At 53.1% G+C, this 26,968-nt stretch carries 31 protein-coding genes; 13 read left to right on the top strand and 18 right to left on the bottom strand.

The features are described from left to right. Positions 1-619: hypothetical protein (locus VE954_RS40830; protein ID WP_324964076.1), on the top strand; the 619-nt coding region annotated here is incomplete at its 5' end. Positions 620-685: 66 nt separating this feature from the next. Here the strand turns inward: VE954_RS40830 and VE954_RS40825 are convergent. The 4 genes from VE954_RS40825 to VE954_RS40810 all read right to left on the bottom strand — a co-directional run bounded on the left by VE954_RS40825 (position 686) and on the right by VE954_RS40810 (position 4,143). Beyond that, positions 686-1,297, bottom strand: a complete 612-nt coding sequence (locus VE954_RS40825; protein ID WP_324964074.1) for a hypothetical protein — start codon at positions 1,295-1,297, stop codon at positions 686-688. 451 nt (positions 1,298-1,748) lie between these two features. Then, positions 1,749-2,804: a tRNA epoxyqueuosine(34) reductase QueG gene (gene queG, locus VE954_RS40820; RefSeq protein ID WP_324964073.1), complete on the bottom strand. Its 1,056-nt coding sequence runs from the start codon at positions 2,802-2,804 to the stop codon at positions 1,749-1,751. After that, positions 2,801-3,631 (bottom strand): hypothetical protein, encoded by an 831-nt coding sequence (locus VE954_RS40815; RefSeq protein WP_324964071.1) that lies wholly within the window; start codon positions 3,629-3,631, stop codon positions 2,801-2,803. Before VE954_RS40815 ends, queG begins: the two co-directional genes overlap by 4 nt. Positions 3,632-3,663: 32 nt before the next feature. Further along, a complete protein-coding gene (locus VE954_RS40810) occupies positions 3,664-4,143 on the bottom strand; it encodes a hypothetical protein (protein ID WP_324964069.1) in 480 nt (159 codons plus the stop codon). A 188-nt stretch (positions 4,144-4,331) separates the two neighbouring features. Between VE954_RS40810 and VE954_RS40805 the strand changes: the two genes are divergently transcribed. Then, positions 4,332-5,309, top strand: a complete 978-nt coding sequence (locus VE954_RS40805; RefSeq protein WP_324964068.1) for a bifunctional riboflavin kinase/FAD synthetase — start codon at positions 4,332-4,334, stop codon at positions 5,307-5,309. Positions 5,310-5,348: 39 nt separating this feature from the next. Here VE954_RS40805 and VE954_RS40800 read toward each other — a convergent pair whose 3' ends face one another. Then, the gene (locus tag VE954_RS40800; RefSeq protein ID WP_324964066.1) at positions 5,349-6,677 is read right to left on the bottom strand and encodes a hypothetical protein; all 1,329 of its coding nucleotides are present in this window, start codon (positions 6,675-6,677) and stop codon (positions 5,349-5,351) included. Positions 6,678-6,838: 161 nt separating this feature from the next. On the opposite strand from VE954_RS40800, the gene ppk1 reads away from it, so the two are divergent. Genes ppk1 through holA form a run of 3 tightly spaced genes read left to right on the top strand, consistent with a single transcriptional unit; the run spans position 6,839 to position 11,704 of the window. Beyond that, the gene (gene ppk1, locus VE954_RS40795) at positions 6,839-9,061 is read left to right on the top strand and encodes a polyphosphate kinase 1 (RefSeq protein WP_324964064.1); all 2,223 of its coding nucleotides are present in this window, start codon (positions 6,839-6,841) and stop codon (positions 9,059-9,061) included. 46 nt (positions 9,062-9,107) lie between these two features. After that, on the top strand, positions 9,108-10,661 hold the full coding sequence (locus VE954_RS40790) for a Ppx/GppA phosphatase family protein (protein ID WP_324964062.1): 1,554 nt from the start codon (positions 9,108-9,110) through the stop codon (positions 10,659-10,661). Further along, complete coding sequence (gene holA / locus VE954_RS40785; protein WP_324964060.1) at positions 10,658-11,704, top strand: DNA polymerase III subunit delta; 1,047 nt, start codon at positions 10,658-10,660, stop codon at positions 11,702-11,704. Before VE954_RS40790 ends, holA begins: the two co-directional genes overlap by 4 nt. A gap of 16 nt (positions 11,705-11,720) precedes the next feature. On the opposite strand, the gene map is transcribed toward holA, so the two are convergent. Together map and VE954_RS40775 are read right to left on the bottom strand one after the other, a co-directional pair. Then, positions 11,721-12,476, bottom strand: coding sequence for a type I methionyl aminopeptidase (map, locus tag VE954_RS40780; protein ID WP_324964058.1), 756 nt, complete (start codon positions 12,474-12,476; stop codon positions 11,721-11,723). Positions 12,477-12,486: 10 nt separating this feature from the next. Further along, positions 12,487-13,962 (bottom strand): ABC transporter substrate-binding protein, encoded by a 1,476-nt coding sequence (locus VE954_RS40775; protein WP_324964056.1) that lies wholly within the window; start codon positions 13,960-13,962, stop codon positions 12,487-12,489. Between the two features lie 38 nt (positions 13,963-14,000). Between VE954_RS40775 and VE954_RS40770 the strand changes: the two genes are divergently transcribed. Both VE954_RS40770 and VE954_RS40765 read left to right on the top strand, forming a co-directional pair. Continuing rightward, positions 14,001-15,176 (top strand): FAD-binding oxidoreductase, encoded by a 1,176-nt coding sequence (locus tag VE954_RS40770; protein ID WP_324964054.1) that lies wholly within the window; start codon positions 14,001-14,003, stop codon positions 15,174-15,176. Next, complete coding sequence (locus VE954_RS40765; protein WP_324964052.1) at positions 15,173-15,379, top strand: DNA gyrase inhibitor YacG; 207 nt, start codon at positions 15,173-15,175, stop codon at positions 15,377-15,379. Before VE954_RS40770 ends, VE954_RS40765 begins: the two co-directional genes overlap by 4 nt. 1 nt (position 15,380) lies before the next feature. On the opposite strand, the gene VE954_RS40760 is transcribed toward VE954_RS40765, so the two are convergent. The 7 genes from VE954_RS40760 to VE954_RS40730 all read right to left on the bottom strand — a co-directional run bounded on the left by VE954_RS40760 (position 15,381) and on the right by VE954_RS40730 (position 21,516). Then, complete coding sequence (locus VE954_RS40760) at positions 15,381-15,671, bottom strand: hypothetical protein (RefSeq protein ID WP_324964050.1); 291 nt, start codon at positions 15,669-15,671, stop codon at positions 15,381-15,383. Between the two features lie 81 nt (positions 15,672-15,752). Beyond that, positions 15,753-15,974, bottom strand: a complete 222-nt coding sequence (locus tag VE954_RS40755) for a NifU family protein (protein WP_324964048.1) — start codon at positions 15,972-15,974, stop codon at positions 15,753-15,755. Between the two features lie 37 nt (positions 15,975-16,011). Next, positions 16,012-16,959 carry an NAD(P)-dependent oxidoreductase gene (locus tag VE954_RS40750; RefSeq protein ID WP_324964046.1) on the bottom strand — a complete coding sequence of 316 codons (948 nt, stop codon included), beginning with the start codon at positions 16,957-16,959 and terminating at the stop codon, positions 16,012-16,014. After that, on the bottom strand, positions 16,956-17,873 hold the full coding sequence (locus tag VE954_RS40745; RefSeq protein ID WP_324964044.1) for a heme o synthase: 918 nt from the start codon (positions 17,871-17,873) through the stop codon (positions 16,956-16,958). The genes VE954_RS40750 and VE954_RS40745 overlap by 4 nt, the downstream gene beginning before the upstream one ends. Positions 17,874-18,000: 127 nt before the next feature. Next, the gene (locus VE954_RS40740) at positions 18,001-18,144 is read right to left on the bottom strand and encodes a hypothetical protein (protein WP_324964042.1); all 144 of its coding nucleotides are present in this window, start codon (positions 18,142-18,144) and stop codon (positions 18,001-18,003) included. Positions 18,145-18,229: 85 nt separating this feature from the next. Continuing rightward, complete coding sequence (locus VE954_RS40735; RefSeq protein WP_324964039.1) at positions 18,230-20,500, bottom strand: lytic transglycosylase domain-containing protein; 2,271 nt, start codon at positions 20,498-20,500, stop codon at positions 18,230-18,232. After that, positions 20,497-21,516 (bottom strand): hypothetical protein, encoded by a 1,020-nt coding sequence (locus VE954_RS40730; protein WP_324964037.1) that lies wholly within the window; start codon positions 21,514-21,516, stop codon positions 20,497-20,499. Before VE954_RS40730 ends, VE954_RS40735 begins: the two co-directional genes overlap by 4 nt. Before the next feature lie 115 nt (positions 21,517-21,631). On the opposite strand from VE954_RS40730, the gene VE954_RS40725 reads away from it, so the two are divergent. From VE954_RS40725 to VE954_RS40705, 5 genes are read left to right on the top strand one after another with little or no spacing between them, the layout of a single operon-like run. Then, on the top strand, positions 21,632-22,150 hold the full coding sequence (locus tag VE954_RS40725; protein ID WP_324964035.1) for a hypothetical protein: 519 nt from the start codon (positions 21,632-21,634) through the stop codon (positions 22,148-22,150). Between the two features lie 20 nt (positions 22,151-22,170). Continuing rightward, positions 22,171-22,467 carry a hypothetical protein gene (locus tag VE954_RS40720; RefSeq protein WP_324964033.1) on the top strand — a complete coding sequence of 99 codons (297 nt, stop codon included), beginning with the start codon at positions 22,171-22,173 and terminating at the stop codon, positions 22,465-22,467. A gap of 19 nt (positions 22,468-22,486) precedes the next feature. Then, positions 22,487-22,819: a thioredoxin family protein gene (locus tag VE954_RS40715; protein WP_324964031.1), complete on the top strand. Its 333-nt coding sequence runs from the start codon at positions 22,487-22,489 to the stop codon at positions 22,817-22,819. Between the two features lie 15 nt (positions 22,820-22,834). After that, positions 22,835-23,566: a ribonuclease HII gene (locus VE954_RS40710; protein ID WP_324964029.1), complete on the top strand. Its 732-nt coding sequence runs from the start codon at positions 22,835-22,837 to the stop codon at positions 23,564-23,566. Further along, complete coding sequence (locus tag VE954_RS40705) at positions 23,529-23,909, top strand: YraN family protein (protein ID WP_324964027.1); 381 nt, start codon at positions 23,529-23,531, stop codon at positions 23,907-23,909. The genes VE954_RS40710 and VE954_RS40705 overlap by 38 nt, the downstream gene beginning before the upstream one ends. A gap of 90 nt (positions 23,910-23,999) precedes the next feature. Here the strand turns inward: VE954_RS40705 and rplS are convergent, their stop codons facing one another. From rplS to VE954_RS40690, 3 genes are all read right to left on the bottom strand, one after another. Then, entirely contained in the window at positions 24,000-24,401 is a 402-nt protein-coding gene (gene rplS, locus VE954_RS40700) for a 50S ribosomal protein L19 (RefSeq protein WP_324964025.1), read from the bottom strand. A 131-nt stretch (positions 24,402-24,532) separates the two neighbouring features. Next, positions 24,533-24,973 (bottom strand): hypothetical protein, encoded by a 441-nt coding sequence (locus VE954_RS40695; protein WP_324964023.1) that lies wholly within the window; start codon positions 24,971-24,973, stop codon positions 24,533-24,535. Between the two features lie 155 nt (positions 24,974-25,128). Beyond that, positions 25,129-25,866 carry a glycerophosphodiester phosphodiesterase gene (locus VE954_RS40690; protein WP_324964021.1) on the bottom strand — a complete coding sequence of 246 codons (738 nt, stop codon included), beginning with the start codon at positions 25,864-25,866 and terminating at the stop codon, positions 25,129-25,131. A 63-nt stretch (positions 25,867-25,929) separates the two neighbouring features. On the opposite strand from VE954_RS40690, the gene VE954_RS40685 reads away from it, so the two are divergent. Further along, a complete protein-coding gene (locus VE954_RS40685; RefSeq protein ID WP_324964020.1) occupies positions 25,930-26,322 on the top strand; it encodes a hypothetical protein in 393 nt (130 codons plus the stop codon). Here the strand turns inward: VE954_RS40685 and VE954_RS40680 are convergent. Then, a complete protein-coding gene (locus VE954_RS40680; RefSeq protein WP_324964018.1) occupies positions 26,286-26,963 on the bottom strand; it encodes a winged helix-turn-helix domain-containing protein in 678 nt (225 codons plus the stop codon). The genes VE954_RS40685 and VE954_RS40680 overlap by 37 nt on opposite strands. Positions 26,964-26,968: the final 5 nt, after the last annotated feature.

The following is a 26,968-nucleotide window of genomic DNA, read 5'->3' as shown; positions in this document are numbered from 1 at the left end:
CAGCCCCACTGGAAATAGAGAGACACTCTTTCGCATCTCCAGTGCGTTTAGCGAAGCTCAAAAAGCTAAAATCCGTTCGGGTCTGGACGTTGCCATGCGCGCGGTTGGTTCGCACTTCAACGAGAAATATGTGAACAAGCGCTCCCAGAGTCCATTTCAGGAATGCGTGAAGAAACATACGAGGTCTTATATCGAGCCGATCAATGCTGCGATCAAGGGCCAGGATGCTGCATTCTACGCGGATATCGCCATGAGCGGCGTGACGCTTCTGCAGAACTTTCATGAGTTCAGGGATATCCCGGTTGATATTTCTCCGATCAACTTCCCGGTCACCGATACCGTTGTGGTGGCTCAAGCTTATCTTGGGCAGGATTCCACGCACGTGGGAGCCACACAGAATATGAACTTCAAGATCAATGTTCACGCCCTGGACCTTGCCTTTATCGATGCGCAAAGCCTCGGCGGCACTGTTGTTCATGAGTGGTTGCATCGGCTGGGTTTCGATCATCCTCAAGATGATACGGGTACGCTGGTGGAGATTGCTGGGCAGTGTGTGCATTATGATTATGATGTGGGTCCGTCGGCAGGTTTGCTTGGCGGGTTGGACATTATTCGGTAAGAGTGAGCTCAAAAACCCAGCAAGCCGTAGGCCTGCTGGGTTCTTTTTAGAATAAGAATCTCAATCCTACTGAAACTTGCGCCCGTCGATGTAGTTAGGGAATTCCAGGGTCACTTCATTCCCCTCAACGGTGTATTTGAATTTTTCCATATCAATCCGCTGACCCATCACACCATCGTGCGGCATCAAACGTGGGTTTGGTTGCGCCATGAACTCAGATTGTTCGGCTGGTACAAAAACCGTGCTGACGGTGCTTTCCATAGCTACACCATCATCCAGCTTAATCATGAATTCCAGAAAGGTATCCTTCCCTGGATTCCTTTGAAACTGGTAGTACTGGTACCAGCCAACAACCAGGTATTCACCTTTTTTCAGGGTCGTTTTATAGGTTCCGGGAACCAAGGTCTTATAGCGATGACCGCTGGCGAATTCCACTTTCAAAGCCTTGATGATTTCGCTTTGGGTCATCCATAGGTCGGCGTTGGTCGTCGCGAAGGCGAAAAAATTCACGCTATCAACTGGAATGGTCGCTTCTGTTGGGACTTTATGGTCGCCAATCAATGAGATTGGATTTTCCTGTACCATCTCGTTGGCTTTGCTCTTAGCCTTTTTGCTGCCATGACAGCCCAGAGCAAGTATGACCAGAGCAACTGAATAAAGCGCTGATTTCATGGGCATAGTGTGGTGTCTCGCATGAGGGTGAATATAATGAATTGGCTTGAATCTGTTCGTGCGACAGATGTACTCATAATGCAGAGAGTAATCAAGCCATATCTACATATTTCCTTCAGCAATTTTGATCAAATGATGACGTTGGAAAAAAAGATGCTAGCTGTTGTTACTTTTCAGCCACAGCTGTAAATGCCAACACGCCCACGCAAATAAAATTTCTCAACGAATCTCTAAACATGGCTTGGCTTCTGGTTTGCAGGTCAAAGGTGGGACTTATGGAATGACAAGGAACCAGCCATGCAAACAAAAATTCTTACCTTCGCAGCTCTTATGATCTCACTTAGCCAGACAGCCTGTATTACAACGATCCACACCAAACCACATCACCATCCTAGACGCGTGGTTCATACTTCGCATTCGCATCACGTTCATGTACCTGCACCAAGGGCACGGCCAACTATCGTAACGGTCCGCCGTTACTAATCCAGCTTTCAATCTGCCGAAGCGTTTGATGCAGCACGTCTGCATCTTCGGCTTTCACAAACGCGCAGGCTTCAGCCAAGCGTACATCCTGGGTCACCGCAAGAGCAATCAAAGCATTCCGCCGCAAACCCTCGCGTTTGGCCCGCGTTAACGGAGTTCCCCCCATCCATGCTTCGTAGCGTTTTTGATCCATGGTCGCGAGATCAAAGAGATCGGGATTGATAAGGTCAGGTCGGGTGGGTTCATCTGTGAGCAGGGCTTTGCGATTGTAAGGGCAAGCCAACTGACAAAGATCACAGCCAAAGACATAGGTAGGAAGATAAGGCCAGAATTCATAGGGAATTGTGCCACGATGCTCGATGGTCCAGTAAGCCAAACACTTGCGGGCATCGAGTTTATAGGCAGTATCCAGGGCTCCGGTCGGACAGTTGACCTGGCACCGACGGCATGTGCCGCAGCCACCATCTTCATTTCTCTGATTGGGATCAACCGTTGCCACGGGATCGCTTAAAGTCAGGGGCTGACTTAAAAGGATTTCTCCGATGAGCATAAGGCTGCCATGATCAGGATGAATAAAGCAGGTATTCTTGCCAATAAATCCACGCATGGTACGCGCCGCTAATGCCCGCTCCAGCAGAGGAGCACTATCTATCGTTACGCGTCCTTCCAGCCCTGGATTCTTTTCCTGCAAAACGGAAAGAATGCGCGTAGCCTTCAGCTTCATCGACTTATGATAATCACGCAAACGAGCATACTGCGCGACACGATACCTTCCCTGCAATGCCGCGTTGAGTTTATCCCCTTGAAAATAAGGCAACGCAAAAACCAAAGCCTGTACCGAATCCGGCAGAAGCCCACGCGGATCTTCCCGCAGTTGCTTATTGTTTTCAAGAAACTGCATCCCCGCATGCTGACCTTCACTCAGCCACTGCTCAAATAACTGAAAGCGTGGCTCAGGCCCGAGGTCCACCAGTCCCAAGAGCAGCAGACCCTGATCACTGCAAAGTTTTTGCAGCTCCTCGCGTTTCATTTCACCCGGCTCCGCAGCATGGCTTCCACATCCGCAAACTTCGCGGATTGCCCCCACCACAGTTTTTGGCACAAAAGCGCCTGACCGATCAACATCGGCAGACCATCCTGAGTCCGCAGCCCTTTAAGTCTTAAATAATCAAGCAACGCCGAAGTTTTCCCGTAGACGAGATCAACGAACGCCCCCTGGAAAGCGCCCAATCCAGGCAAAAGAAAATCCAGCCGATCCCCATGCAGAGGTGCGCTCGTGGTCTGCAGCAAAAGATTTTTAGGATAACGTCGACAAACCGCGTCCAGGTTCGCAGCAGTGAGATCAAGAAACTCCACACGGCCCTGCGGTTTCACCCAAGCGGCATCCCGGTCCGCAGTACGGCGCAGGATGACCAGCGGACGGGTACTTACTTTCAAAAAATGCTCATAGAGGGCCAAAGCCGCCCCACCATTGCCCAGAAACACAACCGCATCATGATCGTCCAGATTACGATTCAATTGCGCAAGGCCGAGCAAAAAGCCTTCGGCATCCGTGGAAGTCGCCTGCCAGAACTTTTCTCCGCGATAAAGTGTATTCACAGAAGCCAAACCCGAGCCAGGAAACACCTGCGCCGCCTGCTCCTTGAAAGGAACGGTGACGTTAAACCCTAACGCCCCGACATCCCACATGGTCTGAAAGAAATCAGCCCCAGGAAACTGCCGCGACTGACTGTCGAAACAGAGATAAACGCAGTCGACACCGAGCTGCGCGGCCGCATAATTATGAATGAGTGGCGATAGGCTATGGCTGATCCCGCTGCCCAGTATTCCAAGGCAGCGGCTGCTGGATTGAATCATGCGGTCTTCCCCGTGAGCGCCGGGCGTCAGGATCAGGCTGGAGGCAGCTCCGTCTGCTGTTGACGCATCTCGTGCATGGGAAGGTTATGCTCGATGAATTGAATATTGACGAGAATATTTTCGGGGGAACCACCCAAACTCTTCATCTGAGTGACCTTGCCCCGGATCGGCGCCGTAGCCACGCCATCTTGTGCGCGGAGGTTGCCCAGATCCAGGTGCAGCTGGCTACCCTTACGTAAGCCCCGGTCCGCAACCACTAAAGTGGCGCGATCTGACGTCAGCGAGCGTAGATAACCCTGACGCGGCAGTTCGGACTCGCGTTCCGTGGTGTAAGCGATTTTCATGAAGAGCTGGTCGGTCCGGGTTTCTTCCAATGGGGGAATCAGCTCACGTTGGCGGCGAACAAACCACACGAAAAGCGGAACAAGGGCAAGAATCACCGCAAAGCCCAGAAGTAAGGCGAAGACGCCGAGTCCACCGCTGGGGTCTGTACTTGAAAGTTCTAGAGCCATGCCCTAACCAATCTGTCCCTCGCTTGTCACACGGCTTGGATCGCCGTGCTATACTTGTGATAGGCAATTGCGCCTGTTATCAGGTGATGTTACATATCAGGGCAATCTTTTGCGCGCCTTTGGAAACGATTATAAAACACAATTCTCCTAAGCGCAAAGATACTAAATCTGCAGCAAAGGATATTTTTTTGAAAGTTTTGCGCAGCCCTTCAAACCCTAAACCTCACACGTTTCCCATGGAAGCGAGCGCCATTACCATTGGCAACTTCGATGGTTGCCATCGCGGTCATCAGGAGCTCATCGCCAAGGTGCGTGCCCGGGCCAACGGTCAGGGATATTCAAGTCTATGCTTAACCTTCGATCCCAATCCTAAACAATTTTTCAAGCCGGATCGCCAGGTTGGTAAACTTTTTCAATCCCAACAGAAACTGCGAGCTCTCGCTGAGCTTGGACTCGACTATACCGTAATCCAGGAATTCAACCAGCACTTTAGCCAGCTGAAACCTTATGAATTTTACCAAATGCTTCTTAAACAAAGCTTAAGAGCCCGCGCCATCGTCGTGGGTCATGATTTTCGCTTTGGCAAAGGCCGTGAAGGAACAACCGAGGTCTTGCAAAAACTTGCCGAAGCGGACGGCTGTGTCGTGGACGTTGTGGAACCCCAAGACTGGAAGGGTCAGGTGATCAGCAGCAGCGCCATCCGCAGTTATCTGCAGGAACGCGAACTCCAGAAAGCCCGCGATCTTTTGGGTCGACCCTATTTGCTCGAGGGACCCGTCGTGAGCGGGAAAAAACTCGGCCGACAACTTGGTTTTCCCACCGCTAATATTTTGACCCAGGACCAGCTGCTGCCAGGACTGGGCGTCTATGCGGGTTTTGTTGTCGTCAACAAGGAACCCAGCATTTTCAAAATCCCTGCGGAACGCAAGCCCTGCATTTTAAATATTGGGAAAAGACCGACTGTTCCCGGCGCGGAGCCGTCGGTGACCACAGAGGTCCATATCCTGACGGATGGTATTGGTCCAGATGCTTTGTATGATGAGACGCTGGGCGTGTACCTGACGCATTTTGTGCGGATGGAACAAAAATTTGATTCGCTCGATGAACTCAAAAATCAGATAGCAGCTGATTGCCGTCAGGCACGATCGATGCTGGCAACATTATAAAACGAGGGGGCTCAACCCCCTCGCCTTCCTAGCCTACCATTAGCGATGATTCGCGCTAATTTCCGTAAAGACGGGATTGGCATAAGTCTTGGCCGTCCAATCACTGACGTCGAAACTCAAACGTCGGATCTCCCTGTCGCCGGTGTATCTCGATTCAAAAATCAATGTCACGCGACTGCCGTTGACTGACAGAATCTGTCCGTTCACCGTGGTGACATCAAAATCCTGAGGCTTGGGAATCGTCTCCTGGTCAAAATATGAGCAGGGCTCCGCAACCACGCCTGTCCAGGGTTCCGTGCCGGTTTCACGCGTGGGAATGAGAGGCAGACTGAAGCCATCGCTCAAACGCACCAGCACCATAAGGTTGTTCGACTGCGTTCGGTTCTTACAAAACCAGGCGTCGTAGCCGCTTAAGAGCATATAGGCGCCATCAGCCGTGGTGGATACGCTTCCCAGGGTCAAAGGCTGATTTTTGCGATAAAGCTCCAGCGAGAAATCCACGGGCGTGGTATCGAAAGCCTGAAACTGTGAGGCTTCCTGCACGATACCGACATTCGTCTGATATTCCTTGGACTCGGTGGTGAAGGTTCCCAGTTTGGTTTTCAGCCGCACGGCATCCAGAGATTGTGGATAGATAAGACCCTGGGCCGACGCCGCACTGGGCAAGGCCGCATCAGCCGATTTTAAAGTCAAACTGCCCGTCTGCAGATCCCAGGTCAGGCCAGCCGAACGTTTACGATATTGCACCGTGACCACCCCCGACGCATCGGCCTTACGCGTAAAGACATAAACATCCGAGCCGCTCACTGCAAACTGAGCCCCATACTCGCCGCTGATCTCAGCCTCTTTCGTCAGGCCGAGCGACGCCGTAAAGGAATAAATAAAGACAGTATCAGCGCCAGCCTTGCGCTCGGTATAAGCGAAAAACCGTTGACCGGATGGTGCCAGGGTCAATTCCCGCAGACGGGCCTCACTGGTCAGTTCCAAAGAAGTTTTCTGCGTCGAATCAAAAGAATTGAGGAGCAGTTCATTTTTGGCTCCGGAGCGCCAGGTCAGGATCCAGGCTCCGTCGTCACTCAGGCTGGTTCCCAGCTCGTCGGTCAGCGGTTCAATGGGAATGCCTTCCGAGAGCGCTGTGAGTTTCGTCGCGGCGCTTTCGTTGTAAACATAGACCCGATAGACCCCGGCCACGCGGCGGGACAGGAAAACCGCTTTTTGGCCATCCGTGCTGGCCTGCGGGGCGAAATCTACTTTGGCGGGGTCCTCGACAACAGCCGTCGTCCCCGTCGCCGTGTTATTATCGTTATCGGAACTACTGCTTCCACAGCTGATGAGCCACAAGGCCAAAGGCCCAATCCAAGGTCGCATAAGACTTTGATTCCTCCGATGATGGGAAAACGCCAACAGGTAGTTTATTCCTATGGGCAAGCTGGGCTTGACGGGCTATGCTCAAAGGGTGGAGCCCTCTCTGCCCAGTTCAATGGCACGTCCTCAAAGGACATATCCCTAGCGCGGCACCGATTATAACCATGAACGCAGAAAAATTGCGAAAGTTAAACCACAAAAGCCAGGATGACCGTTATTTTAACCGGGAATTAAGCTGGTTGGCTTTTAATTTTCGAGTCCTTGAAGAAAGCCGTCGTTCCCGTACGCCACTTTTGGATCGCTTCCGGTTTGTGGCCATCTGCTACTCCAATCTCGACGAATTCTTTATGGTTCGAGTGGCGAGCAAAAAGCGCTCACTGCGGCAGGGTTCACTGCCAGGTGATAGCCCCGATCAGCTGTCGATTCCCGAAACTCTGACCCGAATTCACGAGGGCACCAAGCGCCTGATCGAGGATATCGGCGACATTTGGAATAACGAGCTGATACCGGATCTCAAGGCGCAGAACATCCGTCTGGAGAAGCTGGAAAACCTGGATCCCGTGGCACAGAAAAATCTGGCCCAGTATTACAAGGAAACCGTGCTGCCCGTCCTGACGCCTTTGGCTGTGGACCCCGCGCATCCTTTCCCATTTTTGACCAATCGCCGTCTTTACCTGATCGTGGTTTTTAAATCCGAAAAAGAGGATGCGGTGCTGCCGCCGATCGCTTTCGTGGAAGTCCCTGGTGTTCTGCCTCGACTTCTGCCCGTAAACACGGACCCCAATGATCGCGTGTTTGTCACGATGGAAGACCTGATTGCAACCCATCTCGGCACGCTATTTTTTGGAATGCCCTTTACGTCGGCTTATCCCATCCGCGTAACGCGTAACCTTGATTTCAAGCTGACGGAAAGTCAGGTCGTTGACCTCCTGAGTTCGATTCAAACCGAAGTCAAGGCTCGCGATCAGGCCGAGGCCGTCCGCCTGGAATATGGCGCTGATCTCCTGCCCGAGCTGCGTGGGTATCTTGAACTGCGCCTGGGTTTAAGCGCCGAAGACAGCTATGCCCTCAATTTTCCGATGTCCCTGATGGAACTTGGCCTTCATGATATTCCGCGCGATGATCTGAAATTCCCCTCATTCAATCCACGCCTTCCCCCCAGGATGAACAGTCAGCGGAGCATTTTTGGTTTGATACGGGAAGAGGATATGCTGCTGCATCATCCCTTCGAAAGTTTTTATGCCGTGATTGAGCTCCTGCACACGGCCGCCTGGGATCCGGATGTGCTGGCTATCAAGCAAACCCTGTATCGAACCTCAGGGGATTCCCCGATTATCGATGCCCTGATTTTGGCTGCCGAACAGGGCAAGCAGGTCACCGCCGTGGTGGAATTGAAGGCGCGATTTGATGAACACAATAACATCACCTGGGCAAGGCGCATGGAGCGCGCCGGCGTGCATGTCGTCTATGGTTTCGTGGGTCTCAAAACACACTGCAAGATGACTTTGATCGTGCGCCGGGAAGATAATCAACTGCACCGTTACGTGCACCTTTCCACGGGCAATTATAATTCCACCACCGCCCGGCATTATGTCGACATCGGATATATTACCGCACGTCCCGCCTTTGGTGAGGACGCGAGTCTGCTCTTCAACATGCTCACCGGCTTTAATATTCTGAGCCGTGAGACGGAAGCCTTCAAACCCGTACCCTCGCCTCTGCAGAAATTGATCGTGGCGCCCCTTTACTTGCGCGATGAATTGATCCGCCTGATTGATCGCGAGATCCAGGCGCATGCGGAAACCGGCGACGGGCTGATCTTTGCGAAAATGAACTCGCTGGTGGATGGGGCCCTGATTGAAAAACTCTACGAGGCCTCGCAATCGGGAGTCAGAATACGCCTGATCGTGCGCGGCATCTGCTGTCTGCGGCCGGGCACCCTGGGCTTGAGCGAAAACATCGAAGTGATTTCCATCATCGGACGGTTTCTGGAGCACAGCCGCATCTTTTATTTCCGCAACAAGGGCGTGGATGATGTTTACCTGGGTTCGGCCGATTGGATGCCGCGCAATATGGATAGAAGAATCGAGGTGATTTTCCCCATTGATGATGTCAAGGCTCGCACCCGCATCATCGAGGAAATTATCCCCACTTATTGGGCGGATACCGAAAACGCCTGGCAGCTGCTCAGTGATGGGGCTTATACCATGCGGCATCTGCTGGAAGGGCCAAAATGGGACTCTCAACAAAAGTTTATTGAAATTGCCAGGCAACAAGGTATCAAATCACTTCCATATGACAAAGCCATACGGCATGATTTGAAGCGTAAAGGACGGCCCATTGTGAAGAAGGTCTCCAGCCGTAAAACCTTGAAGTCTGAGGACTAAGGCCATTCCAATCCGACCAAGTTTTCAACCCAAGTATCCACTGGCTGTGATTGATCTCGGCAGCAACACCTTTCATTTGGCCATTACCTCACTCGATGAAGCTGGCCAAATCCATGTTATTGATAGCCAAAAGGAAAACATGCGGATGGCCGAAGCCATCGAAGAGGGCATGATTCCGGAAAAGCAATTCGAACGCGCCACAGAAGCTCTGCTAGCCATGAAGAGCATCGGGCAAAGTTATAAGGGCGAGTTTCGGGTCGTGGCCACCCAGGCCATCCGAGCCGCGCATAACCGTCTGGCTTTTATCGACCATATTCAGCGGACCACAGGACTCAAAATGGAGATCATCGACGGTGTCGAGGAAGCTCGCCTGTCGTTCCTTGGTGTTTCACAGAGCTTGAGCTTTGGAACTGAAAATCTGCTGTCGGTTGATATCGGTGGGGCATCCACGGAAATCGCCGTCGGTCGAGGTGCGGACTGCACGTATTTGAGTTCCTTGAAAATGGGGGCTCTGCTCCTTTCGAAGACCTATTTTTTTGATAAGGGACATACGCCTGATCAACTGGAAGAATTACGGCAGTATGTCGAAGCTCGCCTGACTCCGATTCAGGTGGATCTCTTCGGCGCCAGCGTTCAAAATGCCTCGGCCACGTCGGGAACAGCCAAAGCACTGGCCCGCATGATTCATCAGGATCGCACCAAGGGGAACCTGGATGATCCACACGGCTTCCGTTTCACGGCTGCTGAGCTGTATGCCGTCGAACAGGAACTCGGCAAGCTTTTACATCCAGACCGCATTGCGGTGCGTTGGGGACTTGATAGCAAACGGGCGGATATTGTTTTATCCGGCTGCGTGATTCTTGCGACCCTGACCCGACTCCTGCAAATTCCCAACTGGATTGTTTCCACCAGTGGTTTGCGCGAAGGCGTCGCACTCGATACCTATGAACGAAAAGGACTTTTGCCGCGCGCCCATTGGCAGGATCTGCGTTGGCAGAGTGTGGTGGGTTTCGCCGGAAAGCTGCGATTGGATCCGGCCTTTGCCGCGCAAACCAGTGATCTGGCCGTGCGGATTTTTGATGAGTTGATCCCTTTCCCGGCGTTTACGGAGATGTCGAACGACGCGCGACTGGATCGCGATCTTTTGCTGGCGGCGGCGTATCTTTTGGAAGCCGGCAAGTTCATCAACTTTACGAGCTATCATCGGCATTCCTATTATCTGATCACCGAGTCGAACCTTCTGGGTTACACGCAGGAAGAAAAGAACCTGATAGCCTTGATCAATCGCTACGCGCGAAAAAGTCCGGCCAAATCCAGCAAATCGGATAGCCTGCCGTATCTGGATCGCAACCTGTCGCGCGTGAATCTTTTAAGCTCATGTCTGCGGATTGCGCGTTGTCTTTTGCGCACCCGCCAGATGAAAATTCAGACACTCAAAATCACCAAACAGGGCGGCACCTACACGCTGCGCATGACCACCACCCATGGCAGTCGCATGGATGCGGAAAAGCTGGCGCTGAAGAAGGAAGCCAAAAATCTGGAAAAGGCCCTGGACTGCGGTTTTGATTTCCAGATTGAGACGGCCGGGAGCAAACCTTGAATTATCCTAAAAAGTCCCCCTATAAAACCTATCGTCATGGTCTGCCCACGGTTTTGGGAGCGGATTTCTTTAAGAAGCACAAACTCCTTGTCATTCGTGGCGAGGCGGATTTTCTGGTGACAGAAACCGCTCGCAGCCTCCGCATGATTTATGAAGCCAAGTCCTGGGCGATTGAACGCTGGGACGCGCCGCAGGTGCATGCCGAGCGTTTTCTGCAGGCCACGGCAGCGGCTTCACTCTTTGATCCGGAAACCCTGACCTTTATCAACCAGGCGCAGGGCAAAGGTGATTTGGGGAATCATCTGGCGGCTGTGCGCCAGGCCAAGGATATTCAGAACCCTGTCTGCCTGCTGTGGCGAGGTGGGGATATCCCGGCCAAATTTCAGAAGGAACTCGATCGGCTGCAGGCTTTTGTTTTGAGCTGTGATGATCCTGCGCCCTGGGAATTTCGGGATTTTGTGGTCGATCGCGCCCAGCATTACCAGATGAAAATCGCCGGCGATGCCGCCGATCTTTTATTGGAAGCTGTGGGACAGGATCTTTTCAAACTTGATAATGAATTGAATCGGGTAAGCCTGACCCTTGGCGTGCCGGGACAGATGGCGATTGTCACAGCTGAAGCGCTGCGGCCTTTGCTCGGATTTTTGCGGGAAGATCATATCTTCAAGCTGGATCAGTTTCTTTGCCAGGAGGCCTACGGTCGGGCGCTGCTCCTGCTCAAGGATCTCCTCGATCGCGGAGAAAAGGCTCTGGGACTGCTCGCAATCCTGGCCATGCATTGTCGCAAGGCTCTGCAGATTCAAGCCGGTGTGCGCGCCGGACAAAATCCGGCTGAGATGGCGAGGACTTTGCGTCTGCCACCTTCAGTCATTCAATCGTATATGGGTTATGTGCAGCGGCGACCGCCCCAAGGATTTGCCAAGGCCTTACGGCTTTGTCATGAGGCGGATCGGCGTTTGAAAAGTCGCGGCGTAGGGGAAGAAATCTGGCTCAATCAGATTGTGTGGGAACTCCGGACTCACGCCCGACCTTATAAAGGTTAAGCCCGAGCCGCGGGCTTCAGTCCCGCACGGTGAGAATTTCGACATTGCCATCACTGCGAATGGCCAGAGTATGTTCGAACTGGGCCGAGAGCGATCCATCCAGGGTCACCGCGGTCCAGCCATCTTTTTTCACTTTGGTGCGCCAGTCACCTTCATTGATCATCGGCTCAATCGTAAAAACCATGCCGGCTTCCAAACGCACGCCACGTCCAGCTTCCCCATAGTGAAAGATCTGCGGATCTTCATGAAAGTTTTTGCCAATCCCATGACCGACGAAATCCCGCACGACGGAAAAGCCGTTGGCATGCGCATGCTTTTCAATGGCGGCTCCAATATCACCCACTCGCGCACCAGGACGGACCGTGGCGATGGCAAGATCCAGGCATTCCTTGGTGATTTTCACGAGCTTTTTGGTCTTCTCGCTGCAGTTGCCGACCAGATAGGTTCGTGAAGCATCGCCGTGATAACCGTCCACAATAGGCGTGACATCGATATTGATGATGTCGCCGTCCTTGAGCCGCGTTTTCGCGGAAGGAATGCCGTGACAGACGACATCATTCACCGACGTACAGATGGATTTGGGGTAGCCTTTATAATTTAAAGGCGCCGAGATCGCGCCGCGCGCAACCGTATATTCATGGCAAATGTCATTCAGTTCCAGGGTCGTCACCCCTGGTTTGACATGAGCTTCGATCATATCGAGAAGTTCAGCGGCCAAGCGTCCGCTTTTTTTCATCGTTTCGATTTCCTGATCGCTTTTTAAATAGATCACGTGTCACCTCTTAAAGACCAATAAGCTGCCGAAACCAATCGGGATTTCGTACGGCAATCTCGCCTTTCGCCTGCGGTTTGCTCAGCTTTGCCTCCAGGCATACCCGATGCTGCATTAAAACCGAGAAAGGCTCCAGCTTATACACCAGATCATGGATCTTTTCCAGAAGCGTGAAATCCGGGGTCTTTTGAGTCAGCGAAAGAGCGTAAGCTTCCAGGGCTTGATCCAGATTTTGATCCTGCCAGGTCCAGGGCCATGATCGGGCGCTGGCCTTGCTATGCAGAAGATCCGTCAGATCACCGTCAGGCCACGATGTCATGATTCCCGTGAGTAGACCATCGGGAGTGCCGTCCCCTTCGTTGATAAAGCGCAGCTTAATACCCAGCGCCCGAAAGCTGTCATCCAGAACTTTACGCAACAGAGTGGAACCTTCGTGATCGCGGGCCAGGATTTTGACTTCCAGAAGTTTACCGGCAGGATCCCGACGGAAACCGTCCTCCTCCAGTCGCCGATAGCCCAGCTCATTCAACATTGCATCGGACTTTGCGGGATCGTAGGCAGGCACCAGCAGATTGCGCTTGTAGCCAGGATGCGCCCGAAGAACGGGTCCTGATATCAAATCCCCCATCGATCCGGCTCCCGAGCGCAGGAGGGCCCCACGCGGGGTCAGGTGGGTAATCGCGCGACGGAATTTTGCATCACGCGTCGTGGCTCCTTGCGGATTCCAGGCAATGACGGTCATGATCGGGGTATCAAGCGGACGCTCACAGGAAAGATTTTGGGTGATAGGTTTTTTTGAATCCGCACCGGGCATTTCCTCGCCAAATTCAAAGGCCAGGAGCCGCTCACTGCTTGCGGTTCGAGCCTTGGTATCGGCTGCCAGCAGAATATTATTGCGTCCTTCTCCGCTGCGATCATGCAGCAAAAGTCCAGCCGTCGCGGTTTCCGCGCGCCAGTTGCCGGCGCATTGCACGCCCAAGGCGTTGTTGGTTTTCTTGCGGAGCGGATGATTATTCAGGACATAGGGCCCAAATCCTGGTTTTTGCGACCATTGAATCGTAAGGGTGCGATCCTTGCTCGCCAGCGTGAAGGCGGGGACGGCCCATACGAAGCGTCCCTGAGTCAACTGTTGTGGCTGCAAAGTCTCTCGCACGAAAGCTTCCACATCAGGCATGTTGACCGCCGATTGATCCCACCAGGTGAGACCAGGACGCATGGTCAGGCTCCAGGCCTTGTCGGACGCTTCCAATTTCTCGAGCAGCAAAGGCTCCGAACGTTTGTTCTGCAAATTAAGCCGCGTCAAACTCGGGCAAACCAGACTTTCCATGATGGCGTCATTGCTCAGAATGGCCTTTTGTGCTTCATTCAGTGGAAGGGGCCAACCAGTCACTAAAATGGGGGCTGGTTTTTCTGCAGCAGCGGCTGAGCTGAGAACGGCGAGGGCCGGCAAAAGTGCCAGAATGCGGGCTTGGGCCTTGGATATCATGATGTCTCGCTTTGAGATCGATTGGATTGGGGGTCACCATGTCGGTTCCGTACGAGTTCGATATTGCCATAATTGGCGGCGGTATCACAGGCCTTTCTGCGGCATTTCACCTTCAAAAGCTCGGCTTTTCAAGGCTTTGCCTCTTCAGCAAGGAAGCTGATCACAGCACCACCGCCCACGCGGCCGGCTTTATTTCCGGGGGAATGGCAGACAATTTCACAAGGTTATCGCACCCGCGCGGGATCGCCACCGCAAAACAGATATGGGATTTTTGCGACCATGCCTATGACTCGCTGGTGGAATACCTGCAAAAAGCCGGGATTCCGCATCAAAACGGCGAACGTTTACGCTGGATGATTTCGGAAGCCGAGGTGGCCGAAGCTCAAAAAGCTGTGCAGCAGCTTCACGCGGAAGGTCTCGCCGCCTCATGGCAGGCAACTAGCCCTTCAACATCAGGGGTTTCAAGTCCAAGATTGCTGGGCACGCAAAATGAGGGGCAGCGCGCGACGGCCGTCTCGTTGCCAGCCCTGCTGCATCAGCTCAGGGCCGACACCCGCGTGACGACCTTTGGCGAAGCGCAATCATTTCAAAGTACTGGCGACGGAATTGAGGTCACTCATGCCGGTGGAAAAGTGCGCGCGGAGTTCCTGATCTGCGCCCAACATTTAAGTATCGCGGATCTGCTGCCGAATCTGGCTGAGGCTTTGGTACCGTTCGCGGATCAGTGGAGTGAATACCAGCTCCACGATCAATCGAAGGTGCTTCCCTGGAAGCCGGGTACGGTTTTCAGCTGGCAGCATAGCCACATTTGGGGTGTGGTGACGGGTCCCGGCACTCTGCGTATCGGTGGTGGTCGGTATCTTCGGGCCATGGCCGGGATCGAAGCCAAGGTTGCCAGTTACGAACAGAAGATTATGCGGCACCTTGCCGAAGCCTGGAATGGACTCTGGCCTGAACTGGCGATTGAACCGAGCGGCACCGGATTTGGAATACGCGATTGTCGACCTTGCGATGAATTGCCTTTGATTGGACCCATGTTTGGTGAAGGTCGGGTGCTGGTGGCAACCGGATATATGGGTCAAGGATTGAGTCTTGGGTTTACTGCCGGACGATGTCTGGCCGAACTGATAGCCGATCAACCGACAAAACTTCCGCGTCTTCTGTGGCCGGAACGCTTGCGGAGTCTGCCTGCTGATAAAGGAGAGGAATCATGAGCACGGATCAAAAACCTTCAGCACGCATAGTACGTTGCCCATGCTGCGGCCAGAGCGCGCGCTATGATCAAACCAATGCCTTCCGTCCGTTCTGCAGTCAACGCTGCAAAACCAACGACGTGGCAGCCTGGGCCGAGGAATCCTATCGAATTCCCGCCAAGGAATCTGCACCGGCTGATTACGACAGTGAAGAACACGAGTGAATCACTCGGTGGTGAGAACTTCGAGATAGAGCTCAAGCTCATCAGAATGGACCGTGTCACTATCCAAACGGTTCTGCAGGTCCTCACACTTTTCTTTCAGCTCAGCAAGGATCACTTCACGATAAGGGCCGCGCTCTTCGGCCTTAAGAGTTCCCTGCTCCAGCAAGGTCTCCACAACTTTATCGATGTGTTGCATTTGCCTCTGCAGAACTTCAATGCGGAGAAGGCGCAATTCCTGAATACTGGCAAGAGTCGCATCATCAATGGGGCACTCAAAAACAACAACAGCCATGGTAGCTCCTTCAGAGACTGACCCCAGACTTGGGATCTCATCTCCGAAAGTGCAACAAGCGCGCCATGGTGGACAAGGGTTTCAGCCGAGAACGACGTCTTTGATTTCAGGAATCTTTTCGCGGAGGATAGGAACGATGCCGTTGAAAAGGGTAATCTGCGATGAGGGACAGCCGGAGCAGCCACCGTAAAGTCGCAGAGTTACAATTCCATCATCCACATCAAGCAGTTCGCAGCCACCGGCATGAAGTTCCAGCTGCGGATTGATATCTTTCTCAATGATTTCTTTGATTTGCTCAATCATATCGATTTTTCTCCTGAAGCCGAAGGCTTCTTCAGCTCTAATTTAAATCGGAATTTTTCGCAAGCAAGGCGAGCTCTTTTTGCAGACCTCGAATTGCGGCTTCGCCCATGGCCAGAACCGCCTCCTGGCTATTGCCCGCGGTATGCGCCGTTCCCACGAAATTTTCCTGTGAATAAAGGTCTTTATCCACCAGCGGCTCGCTTTGATAGACGTCGAGTCCAACGCCGGCCAGCTCGCCTTTTTGTAGGGCTTCCTTGACCTTTTCCTGGTCGAGGACCTCGCCACGACTGGTGTTGACGATATATACGGCCGGTTTAATCAACGCCAGCTCATTCGCTCCAAACATCTTAAGGGTTTGCGGCGTCAGGGGCACGTGAAAAGTCAAAAGGTCAGCAACCTTAAGAAGTTCCTGGTATTTCACCTGTTTGGCACCGACCTTTTCGGCTTCCTCTGTCTTGTCGAGGATATCATGAATCAGAATTTGACAGCCGAAGGGCTGCAGAAGCTCGGCAACGCGGGTCCCGATGTGACCAAAACCTACAATACCAACCGTCATGGACCCGAGATTACGGCCCCCATTTTTCCACCAAATGCCTTGTGACAAGAGCCGCGATCCCAAACCAATGTTGCGACACATGGCCAGCATGAGGCCGAGCGTATGCTCGCCGACGGCATCACGGTTGACACCACCTTCCCAGGCGATACGAATACCGAGGCGTGAACAGGCTTCGACATCAACGTTATCGAGACCTACACCGTATTTGGCGACGACACGCAAGGACGGAAGCGCACTCAGAAGAGCGGCATCAGCCAGCTCACGTCCAACCAGCCACGCTTCAGCCTCCTGCAGAACCTGCATGAGCTTGTCGCGGCTATCAGCGCGCTTGTCCTCGACATAGATGATTTTACGGTAGGGAAACGCGGCTTCCAGACGACGCCTGAGCTGAGGCACCTTGAGAAAACTGGAAGCGGTCACAACTATCACAGGACAGCCATGAGTTGATCAATCGTCAGCGCGCCGAAGACACCGAACAGATAAAAACAGGAGTAATAAAACAGCGGCATCGCGCGCTGATTTTCCTTGGTACGGAGCAGGACAAACGCCAGCCACACAAAATAAAGTGTGAGCACGATCGACAGCGATCCATACACCCAGCCTGCAGCGCCAAAGACCCAAAGGGACAGTACGGTCGGAATCAGTGTGAGGGTATAGAGAAAGATCTGCCGGCGGGTTACTTCCAAACCTTTGACCGTGGGCAACATAGGAATTTTCGCGCGCGCATAGTCATCTTTGTACTTGATGGCCAGCGACCAAAAATGCGGCGGCGTCCAAAGGAAAATAATCATGAACAGGGCCCAGGCTGGCCAAGCCAGATCACCCGTGACAGCTGCCCAACCGATCAAGGGTCCTACGCAACCGGCGGCACCACCCAGAACAATGTTCTGAACCGTGCGACGCTTGAGGTACATCGTATAAACAACGACATAGAAAAAATTGGCAGCCAGGGAAAGCCAGGCAGCCAACGGCGTAGCCCAAATCCAAAGAATGGCAAAGGAGGCGATACCGCACACCGTACCAAATGTTGCAGCCTTGGCCGTACTGACCTTGCCCGAGGGAATCGGCCGGCTGCGGGTTCTTTTCATATGCTGATCAATATCGGAATCAACAAGATGATTGAAAACAGCTGCCGAACCAGAAGCTAAAAAAGTTCCAATCAGCGAAGACAGCGCGACGGCAAGGCTGGGCAGACCCTGTTGCGCCATAAAAAGCGTGGGAACCACAGTCACCACCACCAGCATGGAGATGGTTGGTTTCATCATCTGGTAGTAACTCTGCCAGTCGATCGGCTCGGCCGTTACAGGCATAGTGAGCGAATCGGACTTGGTCTTCTGATCCATGGGATTAATTCCTTGTGCTCTTGGCTCATGCCTGCAGGGGAATTCCCGGATTCCCCAGCAGAACACTGGAGAAAGGACACAGGCAAATGGAGACCGGCTCTTTAGATACGCCAGTCTTTGGAAGTCTTCAATAGGGCGTTGCTACGTCAATCCAGATAGGAAAGTAGACGCAAACAAAAAAGAGAATGGGGAAGAGGATCATAATCGCCAGCAGTTGAAGCCAACCCGCTGCTTCCAATCGCTTATTCTTCTCTAGATCCTGACTCGACATGGGTCACCTCCAACTTGTCTGGAACACTAAGCCTCTGTTGCATGCATGCTTCAATCGAACCCACCTTTTATCATGGAGTTTATGCTCACAAAAGCGGTTTTGCAGCGGGCAAACCGCGAAGCCAACGATACACCTCCCAGTTCCGCCAAACGTTCTTGGTGTAACCACTTGTCTCGGCGAAGCTCAGCGCCTCGATCCATACCATGGGGTCATCGGCCTGGCGGCGCTGCAGCCAGGCGTCCACCACATATTCACCGGCATTGTAAGCCGCGAAGGCTTGATGCCACTGGCCTTTATAGCGTCGACCTAGCTCAGCAAGATAGGCAGAGCCAAGCGCAATGTTCAGCTCGGGTCGTTTGAGATCCGTCTGCGCATCATTCAGCCGCAGCCCCAGCCGCGAGGCCTGCCTCTGCGCGGTCGTGCTCATGAGCTGCATCAGTCCCAAAGCTTCCGCCGGCGACATCGCATCGGCTTCAAAACTGCTTTCCTGGCGGGAAATAGCCAAAGAAATTTCCTGATCAATATAGCTTTGCGTCGCGGATCGCTGATAGATCTCGAGATACGGTCTTGGGAAATATACCAGCACCTGCTCCGGATACAGATCCCAAAAGCCTTTGGTCTGGTTGCTCATCTGCGTCGTCATGGAAATGGCCTGCAAATAGTTGCCAGCCATGTGAAGGAGCCTTGAAACATAAAGGCTCGCTTCCACATCATTCATCAATGTCCCGCGGCTGCTGACGTAACGGAAGAGTTCAGTGGCAATCGGATCGAGCCAGACCGTGACCTTGGCCGCCAGCATAAGTTCCAGGCGGGCCACCCGCTTCTCGGCTTCGCGATCAGCACGATAGGCTTCCCAGGGTATATCATCGCGATCGCGCAGTTTGTTTTCCAAGCGTTGCACGGATCCGAAAAATTCGCTGGCGCCATAATCCTTATCGAGGCGTGGGAGACCGACGATCGTATAGAAACTTAAAGGATGGTCGTCCTGCAGTTTTTCAAAATAATTTTCAGCCTCGCTGCGCAGGTTGGATTCGTAAAGGGCGCGTCCAATCCAATAATAATAGCGAGGTTTAAGCTGATCATCCTTCACTTCATTTAAAAGGGTTTGCCAAACCCGAATGGCCCGCGCCCTATCTTTCATCGCATAAGCGAACCAGGCTTCCGACCAATCAAGCCTTTGCCGCCACTCCGCAGAAATTCCAGGAATGTCCTGACCCATGCGCGTCAGGGACAGGGCCGCCGTAAGATCCTTTTCTTCATAGGCAATGCGCGAAGCCAGAATATTATAGGCTTCCGCTTTCAGATTATTCAGATCTTCAGACTGCTTGGCACTCAAACCGACCAATTGAATCTGGGCCTGATTCAGCTGATTCAAACCCTCATGAACAGCGATCTTGGCATTTTGATAGTCGCCCTGTAGGGACTTGTTGCGGGCCACCCAGAACCAGGTGTCGACGCGCTTACGCCAGAGCTCAAAGGGGCTCCAACCCAGGGCAGCGTTCAATGTTTCCGGTTGTCCCAAAAGGTCGGCCAGTTGCTGATAAGCCGTCGTCGTTTCTTCCCGTTGGCCCAAACTTTTGCGAGCTTTAACAATACGCTCGGCTGCATTCACCGCATAAGGCCAGGTGACGAGATTCAAACGCAAGCCGGGCAGTGCCTGGTCGAATTTGCTGATCGCGGCCTGATACTCCATGCGGCACACGGCCTGTAAACCGTCCCAATAAAGTTTGAGGTCAGGACCCAGGGTTTTATACCAGGCGTTCCAACTGTCAGGCTGTTCGCGTCGGCAGGAAGTCTTGGCGGCTTTTTCCAGCAGAGGATCATCCTTGATATCGCGTGGGGACGCGGGCAAGGCGGCCAGGCCCTTGGCGCTGACATCACCCTGAATGTCCTTAATTTTTTGAGTCAAACGCGTGATATCGGTGAGGCCCTGCTTTTTAAGCCAGGGCGCGTCCTGACCTTCACTGGTCTGAGCCCAGAGCAATCGAGCCAGAAGGTCCGCTTGCACCGGTTCGGCGACCAGTCGTTCCTGAGCTTTCACCCATCGAGGCAAAGCCATGGCCGCCATGGCTCCTGTGTCATGCTCCAAAACAAAAAGCCATTGTTTGGCTGCTGTTTCCCAGGCGTTTTGTTCTTCCGATTGCACCGCTTCCATAGCTGAAAGAATATCCTGGACCGCTTCCTGAGCGCCCTCCTGATCCTTCACCACGGCACGCAAACGGCGATATTGTTCCTTCATGGGACTTGTGGTCGGCTTAAAACCGGCTGCTTCGATGGTCACCAAAGGCTCATGGGTGACCCCGGCGCAGCCTGTGAGAAGGCTGACACAGAGCAGACTTCGCAATATCAATTTCATAGGGATCCTTGAACCTCTGTTCCTTTAAAGCTCACCGTACCGTCGAGGATTTGTCCGCCGGCGTCGTGCACAGCGGCCTTGACTTTCGCATGATAGCGCGGTTCGGCGAAGATTGCCATGACACCGCCACCACCGGCTCCACAGATACGGGAGAACATCGCTCCGGCGCCTTGGGCCGCTGCGCTGATACGCTTGGTTTCGGCTGTTTCAACATCCGACCACATGCGGGTACGGAGTTGCCATTCCTGCGCCGACAGTTGGAAGACTTCACTCCAGTGTCCCGCCAGGACAGCCTTGGCAACGGATTCGGAAATACTGCCGATCTCATTTAAGATGCCAAGGATGGTTTGATCACCTTCAAAGGCCCGACGGAAAATGGCCCAATTGTTGGTGCCCGAGGCGCGTGATACACCGCTGTAACAAAGCAGCAGCAGTTCCTGCAGCGACTGCGCCTTGCTATCCTGAAGGGTCTGCACGTCGATGGATCCAGGTGGATAACTGATGATATTGATGCCACCGCGCAGACCACCCCAATAATCCTGACAGCCGGTCGGCACACGAATCAGGCCTGTTTCCAGATCCTGTACGGTTCGGACCAATTGATGATCGGTAAGCTTTAAAGGCTGACCAATATCCTGGCGAGCCTTGAGCAAAGCCGAGGCGAAGGCGATGCCTAAACAGGATGAACCGCCAAGGCCCGCACCGGCTGGTGATTTGGCCTGCACACGAATACTGAGCGGCGCCCAATCCTTTTGCCAAAAATAGCCGAGCAATTTTTCCAGCCAGGGCAAAGAACCGGCTTGAATCACATCATCGAACGCACCTTCGACCTTGCGGCCTTGATCCTCGCTCAATATTCTGAAGACGCCTTGTGACTTTTCAATTTCCACGCGTGCATGCAGCGTAATACCGAAATTCACCGTTTGCCGATGCTGAAGAATTTGAGTCAAAGGAGTGATATCAAGCGTGCCTCCTGCAATATCCACACGCGTAGGACTGAGTGCCTGGATCACCATTCCTTCTCTCCCTTCATGACAAGTGCGCTCGCTGCTTTCTAGCAGACTTCATGGCCTCATGCTAAACTATACAGAAAGCAGGGTGTAGCGCCCAAGCTGAAAAGGAGAAAGAGCGATGAGTCGCCGCACGGATTTTCTGCAGATGCGTCGCCGTCTCTGCATCTGGGATCTCGAACCGAAACGGGCCGACGCGCTCAAACTCAATCTGGAACGGTCCTTGCGCTTTCTGCCCCAGCTCGATCTGGTACGACTCAAAGCCCTGGATGACCCCAACCTTTTGCCCTGCGATCTTCTGGTCGTCTTTGCTACGCACCTCGGGGAAGAGGAGCTCATACAGTGGTTGACGGGCTTTGAAAAACGCATGGCACAGCAGCAAACCGGAATCTGGATTCCTGCGCTGATCATGAATGCCAGTGAAATGAATCGGGTTGTCGAAGTCCTAGAACAGACCTTGAACTCAAACTGGTATTTTGACTTACTCCATCCTGACCATCTTAGTAGTCTTCCCGTCCGTGTGGCAAACTTACTACGGATGCACGACCACTTGCACGAGCTGCTGCGCTATGAGAAAGAAATAAAGCGCATGCAATCGGATATCAGTCTTATCGAAGCTGAATTGAAGGCTTTGCGCTAACGTATTTCAGCGAGGTCCCTGTGAGCTATATTCCTCCGGAACAACTGCATGGGCCCGCGCTAATCGTTCAGTACGTCATCGATCTGCGCGCCAAGGGCCATTTTCTGCCTTACGATGAGCACCGCGTGATCAACAAATGGATCAAGGCGGCCGGGGACGCTGACACGCTTCTGCTGATTCTGGCTGATCTTTTGCCGGATTTTTATGCGAAGGGCCAAAACCGCACGCATCCGCCCTCATTAAGCCGACTCGACAAGAAGATCACGCAAATTCTCGATACCCGTCGGCATCGGGAGCATTTTGTCATTGAATCGTAAACTGCGCGGAGCTTGAATCATGGCGTCCCAGCTGCTCAACCTCACCGATGAAACGCTGAAAACATGGCTGCAGGAAAAGAAAACGCCCCTGCTGGTGGCTTTCTGGGCTCCGTGGTCGGGACCCTGCACGGTTCTGGAAAGTGTGCTGAAGGAAATTGCCTCCGATTACAACAAGCGCCTGACCGTTTCCCGTTTGAACGTCGATGAAAACGCGCACGCTCCTGCTGAGTATGGCATCAAATCCATTCCCCACATTTTGATCTTCGAGCAGGGCAAAGTCGTCGCGACAATCGCCGGTCCCCAGCCTAAAACCAAAATACTCGAGACCATTGAAAGACGACTCTCGAGTTGAGCGGAACTTTGCGTTATGCTTCCGGCCATTCGCACCGTGGAAAAGGAATTCCCGCGCATGGCCAAAAAACCGACCAAGACCCAACGTGAATTACGCAACAGAGGTTCCATTGAACGCAGCTTTCTGAAGCAGGGGCTGAAGCTCCTCGGCGTCGATGAAGTGGGACGCGGATGCATCGCTGGTCCCGTGTACGCTGCCTGTGTGAGCCTGGATTACGATGCCGTCAAAGACCTCGATACCCCAACCCGCATGCTCATCCGCGATTCCAAGACTCTCAGCACGATGCAAAGACAGAAGGTTGTTCCGATCCTGCACATGATTTGCCGGGAGTGGGCCGTTGGCTCATCGACAGTGACTGAGATTGAAGAGCTCGGCATTGTACCGGCGACGTTTCAAGCCATGCTGCGGGCTTTCGAGGCGATGAAAGATGCTCACGATCTTTTGCTGATCGACGGCAGGCAACTCAATCCCATGCTTCCCATTCGGCAGGAGGCCATCATTGGCGGCGACGGCTTGTGCTTTGCGATTGCTGCGGCCTCGATTCTGGCCAAGGAAGCCCGCGATGATTATATGCGGCAGGAGGCTTTGAATTTTCCGCACTATGACTTTCATGAAAATGTCGGCTACGGCACAAAAAGTCACTTAACAGCGATGGAAGCGCGTGGCATCACGCCTTTGCATCGGCGCAATTTCGCTCCGGTCACACGCTATGCGGAGCTTGGCCATTACTTTACAGCCACGGTATAAACGCGCCCAACGCGGGGAGGCCATGGTCTCGGCCTGGCTCTCCCAGCATGGCTTTCAGATCGTGGCCACCAACTTCCGCCGCAAGGCCCTCGAACTCGACCTGGTGGCCGCCAAAGGCCATGAGCTCCTCATCATTGAAGTGAAAACCCGTGGCAAAGCCGTGGACGATTGGCAGCAGCTCATTCCACCGCGCAAGCTGTCTGCGCTCTGGCGTGGTTCACATCGATTTCTTTGGGAACATCCGGAGTACTGTGATTATACCGTGCACCTGGGACTGGCGCTGGTGGCTGAGGGAGCTCGTCCGTCGATTGCGTGGATGCGCTTGCCGGGGCCAGGTCATTAACATCAGGCCGATGCGGCCAAAGAGAAAAACCCCAGAAGCTTTGCAACTTCCAAGGTCGACTTCTCAAAACTTAAGGATGCCTTTGACGAATCAGGCTTCCGCAGGAGCTTCCGCTTTTTTGCCGACGAAACGACTACGGATACGGGCGGCTTTACCAGCCAAACCGCGGAGATAGTAAAGGCGCGAGCGACGGACGATACCGGCAGCCACGACTTCAACTTTGGAGATCATAGGAGAATAAGCTGGGAATACGCGTTCCACGCCTACGCTGTTTGCGCCGATTTTGCGCACGGTGAAGGATGATTCGATGCCACCCTTCTTATAAGCGATCACCACGCCTTCAAAAGGCTGGATACGGAATTTGCCTGCTTCCGTTCCTTCCTGGATTTTGTAGTACACCTTTACAGTGTCACCAGGACGGAATTTAGGCAAAGCGGTATCTTGCTTAGGAAATTTTTTGCTTTCGAAGTTGCTGATGATAGAGTTTTTCATCGAATTTGACCTATTCCAGTTTGGAAGCCTTAAAGTGCTACCCTGACTCGTCTTTCAGGAATGAGCTTTACTACACGAAGACCGACAACCGGTCAAGGCTTGGTTTCCGCATGAACTGCCATTAAAACGCACTATATCGCGAGTCCCAGAGTGGACCGAATGATATCCTGCTTGGCATCCTGCATGGCATCATACAGTTCTTCACGATCCGCTGTTGAAATTCTTTGACGCATCAAAGGCAGGATACGATCCTCAATCAGCGCCACGTGACGACCCATGGCATCACGCAGATCTGTCACCTGATCCGGTTTGGGGTTGTTGTCAAAACCCAGGGCATTCAGCTGCAGGCGAAGATTCACCAGATCTGTCTCCAAACGCTGCAAGACAGTATCCTGTTTGGGAGAAACGGCCGCAAGCTCAGGCAAAAGATACTCTAATTCCAGAGTCAAATGCGCTTTCAGATGACGTGCGATCTGTGCCCAATTCTGATAAGCCGATGGCCCATCAATAAAAGCGCTGACATCACTCTGGCGTTCTTTGAGCTCATTCTTAAGGAGCTGCAATACATCCATGAAGATAACCCTCCCACAGCATTACAGGGATAAACCCGGCCCGATGGCTTTTTTGCCGAATCGTTCCATACTGGTATCAAGATGATGAAATGATGAGGGCTGGTATAGACCATCAAAGAAAACGATTCAAGCACGAGTGCGCGAGAACTCTAAATTTACGTCGCGGAAAGTGGCAAATGATTGGTCAGGATCTCATCAAAACCAGCACTGACAGCGGCTTTGGCATCTTCCTCACGAGGCGGAAGATAAGCGATCAAACGGGCTCCTCGCTTATGATAAGCCTCAGCGAATAGTTTTGTAAAAAGATCACGACCTGCAAAATAGCGAGGAATCGAATACGTTCGTCCGGAACGGATCCCACCCAAAAAGGGCACGCTGGAAAACACGGAAAGGCCGGCACGATAACATTCCGATTCACGCGCAAGAGTTTTGGCCTGGGGAAAAAGCTGGTGCAGATAGCGTTCAGCGCGTGAGCTCCAGCATAAAAAGCGGGCCTGCTCGTTGAGCCACGATTCAGCTTTTTTTCGCTTGGCCCATTGATGCAGACCCAGCAGTGTAGGCCCCGCGGACTCGGGTTTGATGTCAAAGGTCCAGCTGAAACCTGCATAGGATTCGATAAAATCTTCGAAGGTAAGCAGCTGTTGTCCCTGCGGACTCTGCAGGGAGAGCAATTCGCGTAGACTGGTTTTTTCCACGACCAGGGAAGTGGCGAAGGTACGGGTTAAATGGGGATCGTGATGCAAAACAAGGTGCCCATCTGCCGTGGTACGGAGATCCGTTTCCAGATGAGTAAAGCCAGCCTGTATGGCAGCATCAAAGGCCTCGCGGGTGTTTTCGAGAGCCTCGGCATGATAGCCTCGATGACTTATCCATACGACCGGGTCTTGTTGCATGCCCTTCCTCCCTGCTAGGATCCTGTTGGCCGAATACACTTTTTAAGCGAGAGCACATCAACCATGGATGCCTCAATACATATAAGTCCCCAAGCCCTGACTGCTGCCTTGGAGCTGCAGGCGCATACGCCCCGTTATCGCGACCTGCCTTTGCGACTCTATCTGGATGGCAAAGGTTGTGATGGTTTTTACTATGGCGTGACGTTCGACAAGCACAGTCCGGACGACCTCGTCTTCCCCCAGGAAGGCGGGCTGCTCCTGATCATCGACCGTCCGGCCTTTGAATTCTGCCAGGGTTCCACCATCGAGTGGATTGATGACGAAAGAGGCACAGGCTTTCTCGTTGAAAATCCCCATCAATGGAAGTTTCGCGGAAAATTTTTCAAAAGAAAAGCCTGGATCGAAAAACTGGAGGGGCGTCATTCACCGGATTCGGGGGAAACGTTACAAAGCTGATAGCCGCCACCGTAGACGTTGCGGATTTCCAGCTGGGAACCTTGCAGGTAGCGCCTGAGGCGAGAGATATGACTGGCCATGGATCGCGGGGAAACACGCACGTCTCGCCAGACGGCCATGACCAGATCCTCGTGACTCAGGCAGTGATTAGGATTTTTCAAGAGGTGCCTCAGGATTTGCCCTTCCTTGGGCTTGAGCCGCATCCACTCCCCTTCCGGCAAAAGCTTCAGGCGATGACCGGCGGTATCCAAAACCAGATCCTCGAGTTGCACCACATACGATGAACCCCGCGGACCGTCGAAGTTCAAAATTTCCTGAACGGCGAACGGCAGCTGCGTGCGATCTTCCTCGCTGTAAATAATCGCGTCCGCCGCGGCCGGGGCAAAGCCTTCCACAGTACCAAGGTAAAGTCTCGGCACGGATTCGTAGCGCAGGCCCAGCAGATTCTCGAGGTTGATCAGCTCATCAGCGAAATCAGCACTGCGCACGATCAAAAGGTCCGGCAGGCGTCCCCTCAATGGAGCCAGGCGCAGAAAATTGCGCAAGGAGGCAAAGGCCCGAACCGCAAAATCACCCTGGAGCAATGCGGGTGTGCTTTCTTCGGGGCGCCGGGGACGTTCCAAAATCCAAATGACCGCCATGTGTC

Source organism: Oligoflexus sp., assembly GCF_035638955.1.
In the GTDB taxonomy this organism is placed as follows: Bacteria; Bdellovibrionota_B; Oligoflexia; order Oligoflexales; family Oligoflexaceae; genus Oligoflexus.
The sequence above is the reverse complement of the archived record's forward strand: the minus strand, read 5'-3'. Positions and strand labels throughout refer to the sequence as shown.

What these genes read in the sequence shown, in the direction of transcription:
- VE954_RS40825 (WP_324964074.1), bottom strand. Translation starts at nt 1,297, where the DNA reads ATGCCCATGAAATCAGCGCTTTATTCAGTTGCTCTGGTCATACTTGCT.
- queG (WP_324964073.1), bottom strand. Translation starts at nt 2,804, where the DNA reads ATGAAACGCGAGGAGCTGCAAAAACTTTGCAGTGATCAGGGTCTGCTG.
- VE954_RS40815 (WP_324964071.1), bottom strand. Translation starts at nt 3,631, where the DNA reads ATGATTCAATCCAGCAGCCGCTGCCTTGGAATACTGGGCAGCGGGATC.
- VE954_RS40810 (WP_324964069.1), bottom strand. Translation starts at nt 4,143, where the DNA reads ATGGCTCTAGAACTTTCAAGTACAGACCCCAGCGGTGGACTCGGCGTC.
- VE954_RS40800 (WP_324964066.1), bottom strand. Translation starts at nt 6,677, where the DNA reads ATGCGACCTTGGATTGGGCCTTTGGCCTTGTGGCTCATCAGCTGTGGA.
- ppk1 (WP_324964064.1), top strand. Translation starts at nt 6,839, where the DNA reads ATGAACGCAGAAAAATTGCGAAAGTTAAACCACAAAAGCCAGGATGAC.
- VE954_RS40775 (WP_324964056.1), bottom strand. Translation starts at nt 13,962, where the DNA reads ATGATATCCAAGGCCCAAGCCCGCATTCTGGCACTTTTGCCGGCCCTC.
- VE954_RS40770 (WP_324964054.1), top strand. Translation starts at nt 14,001, where the DNA reads ATGTCGGTTCCGTACGAGTTCGATATTGCCATAATTGGCGGCGGTATC.
- VE954_RS40765 (WP_324964052.1), top strand. Translation starts at nt 15,173, where the DNA reads ATGAGCACGGATCAAAAACCTTCAGCACGCATAGTACGTTGCCCATGC.
- VE954_RS40760 (WP_324964050.1), bottom strand. Translation starts at nt 15,671, where the DNA reads ATGGCTGTTGTTGTTTTTGAGTGCCCCATTGATGATGCGACTCTTGCC.
- VE954_RS40755 (WP_324964048.1), bottom strand. Translation starts at nt 15,974, where the DNA reads ATGATTGAGCAAATCAAAGAAATCATTGAGAAAGATATCAATCCGCAG.
- VE954_RS40745 (WP_324964044.1), bottom strand. Translation starts at nt 17,873, where the DNA reads ATGGATCAGAAGACCAAGTCCGATTCGCTCACTATGCCTGTAACGGCC.
- VE954_RS40740 (WP_324964042.1), bottom strand. Translation starts at nt 18,144, where the DNA reads ATGTCGAGTCAGGATCTAGAGAAGAATAAGCGATTGGAAGCAGCGGGT.
- VE954_RS40735 (WP_324964039.1), bottom strand. Translation starts at nt 20,500, where the DNA reads ATGAAATTGATATTGCGAAGTCTGCTCTGTGTCAGCCTTCTCACAGGC.
- VE954_RS40730 (WP_324964037.1), bottom strand. Translation starts at nt 21,516, where the DNA reads ATGGTGATCCAGGCACTCAGTCCTACGCGTGTGGATATTGCAGGAGGC.
- VE954_RS40725 (WP_324964035.1), top strand. Translation starts at nt 21,632, where the DNA reads ATGAGTCGCCGCACGGATTTTCTGCAGATGCGTCGCCGTCTCTGCATC.
- VE954_RS40715 (WP_324964031.1), top strand. Translation starts at nt 22,487, where the DNA reads ATGGCGTCCCAGCTGCTCAACCTCACCGATGAAACGCTGAAAACATGG.
- VE954_RS40710 (WP_324964029.1), top strand. Translation starts at nt 22,835, where the DNA reads ATGCTTCCGGCCATTCGCACCGTGGAAAAGGAATTCCCGCGCATGGCC.
- VE954_RS40705 (WP_324964027.1), top strand. Translation starts at nt 23,529, where the DNA reads ATGCGGAGCTTGGCCATTACTTTACAGCCACGGTATAAACGCGCCCAA.
- rplS (WP_324964025.1), bottom strand. Translation starts at nt 24,401, where the DNA reads ATGAAAAACTCTATCATCAGCAACTTCGAAAGCAAAAAATTTCCTAAG.
- VE954_RS40695 (WP_324964023.1), bottom strand. Translation starts at nt 24,973, where the DNA reads ATGGATGTATTGCAGCTCCTTAAGAATGAGCTCAAAGAACGCCAGAGT.
- VE954_RS40690 (WP_324964021.1), bottom strand. Translation starts at nt 25,866, where the DNA reads ATGCAACAAGACCCGGTCGTATGGATAAGTCATCGAGGCTATCATGCC.
- VE954_RS40685 (WP_324964020.1), top strand. Translation starts at nt 25,930, where the DNA reads ATGGATGCCTCAATACATATAAGTCCCCAAGCCCTGACTGCTGCCTTG.
- VE954_RS40680 (WP_324964018.1), bottom strand. Translation starts at nt 26,963, where the DNA reads ATGGCGGTCATTTGGATTTTGGAACGTCCCCGGCGCCCCGAAGAAAGC.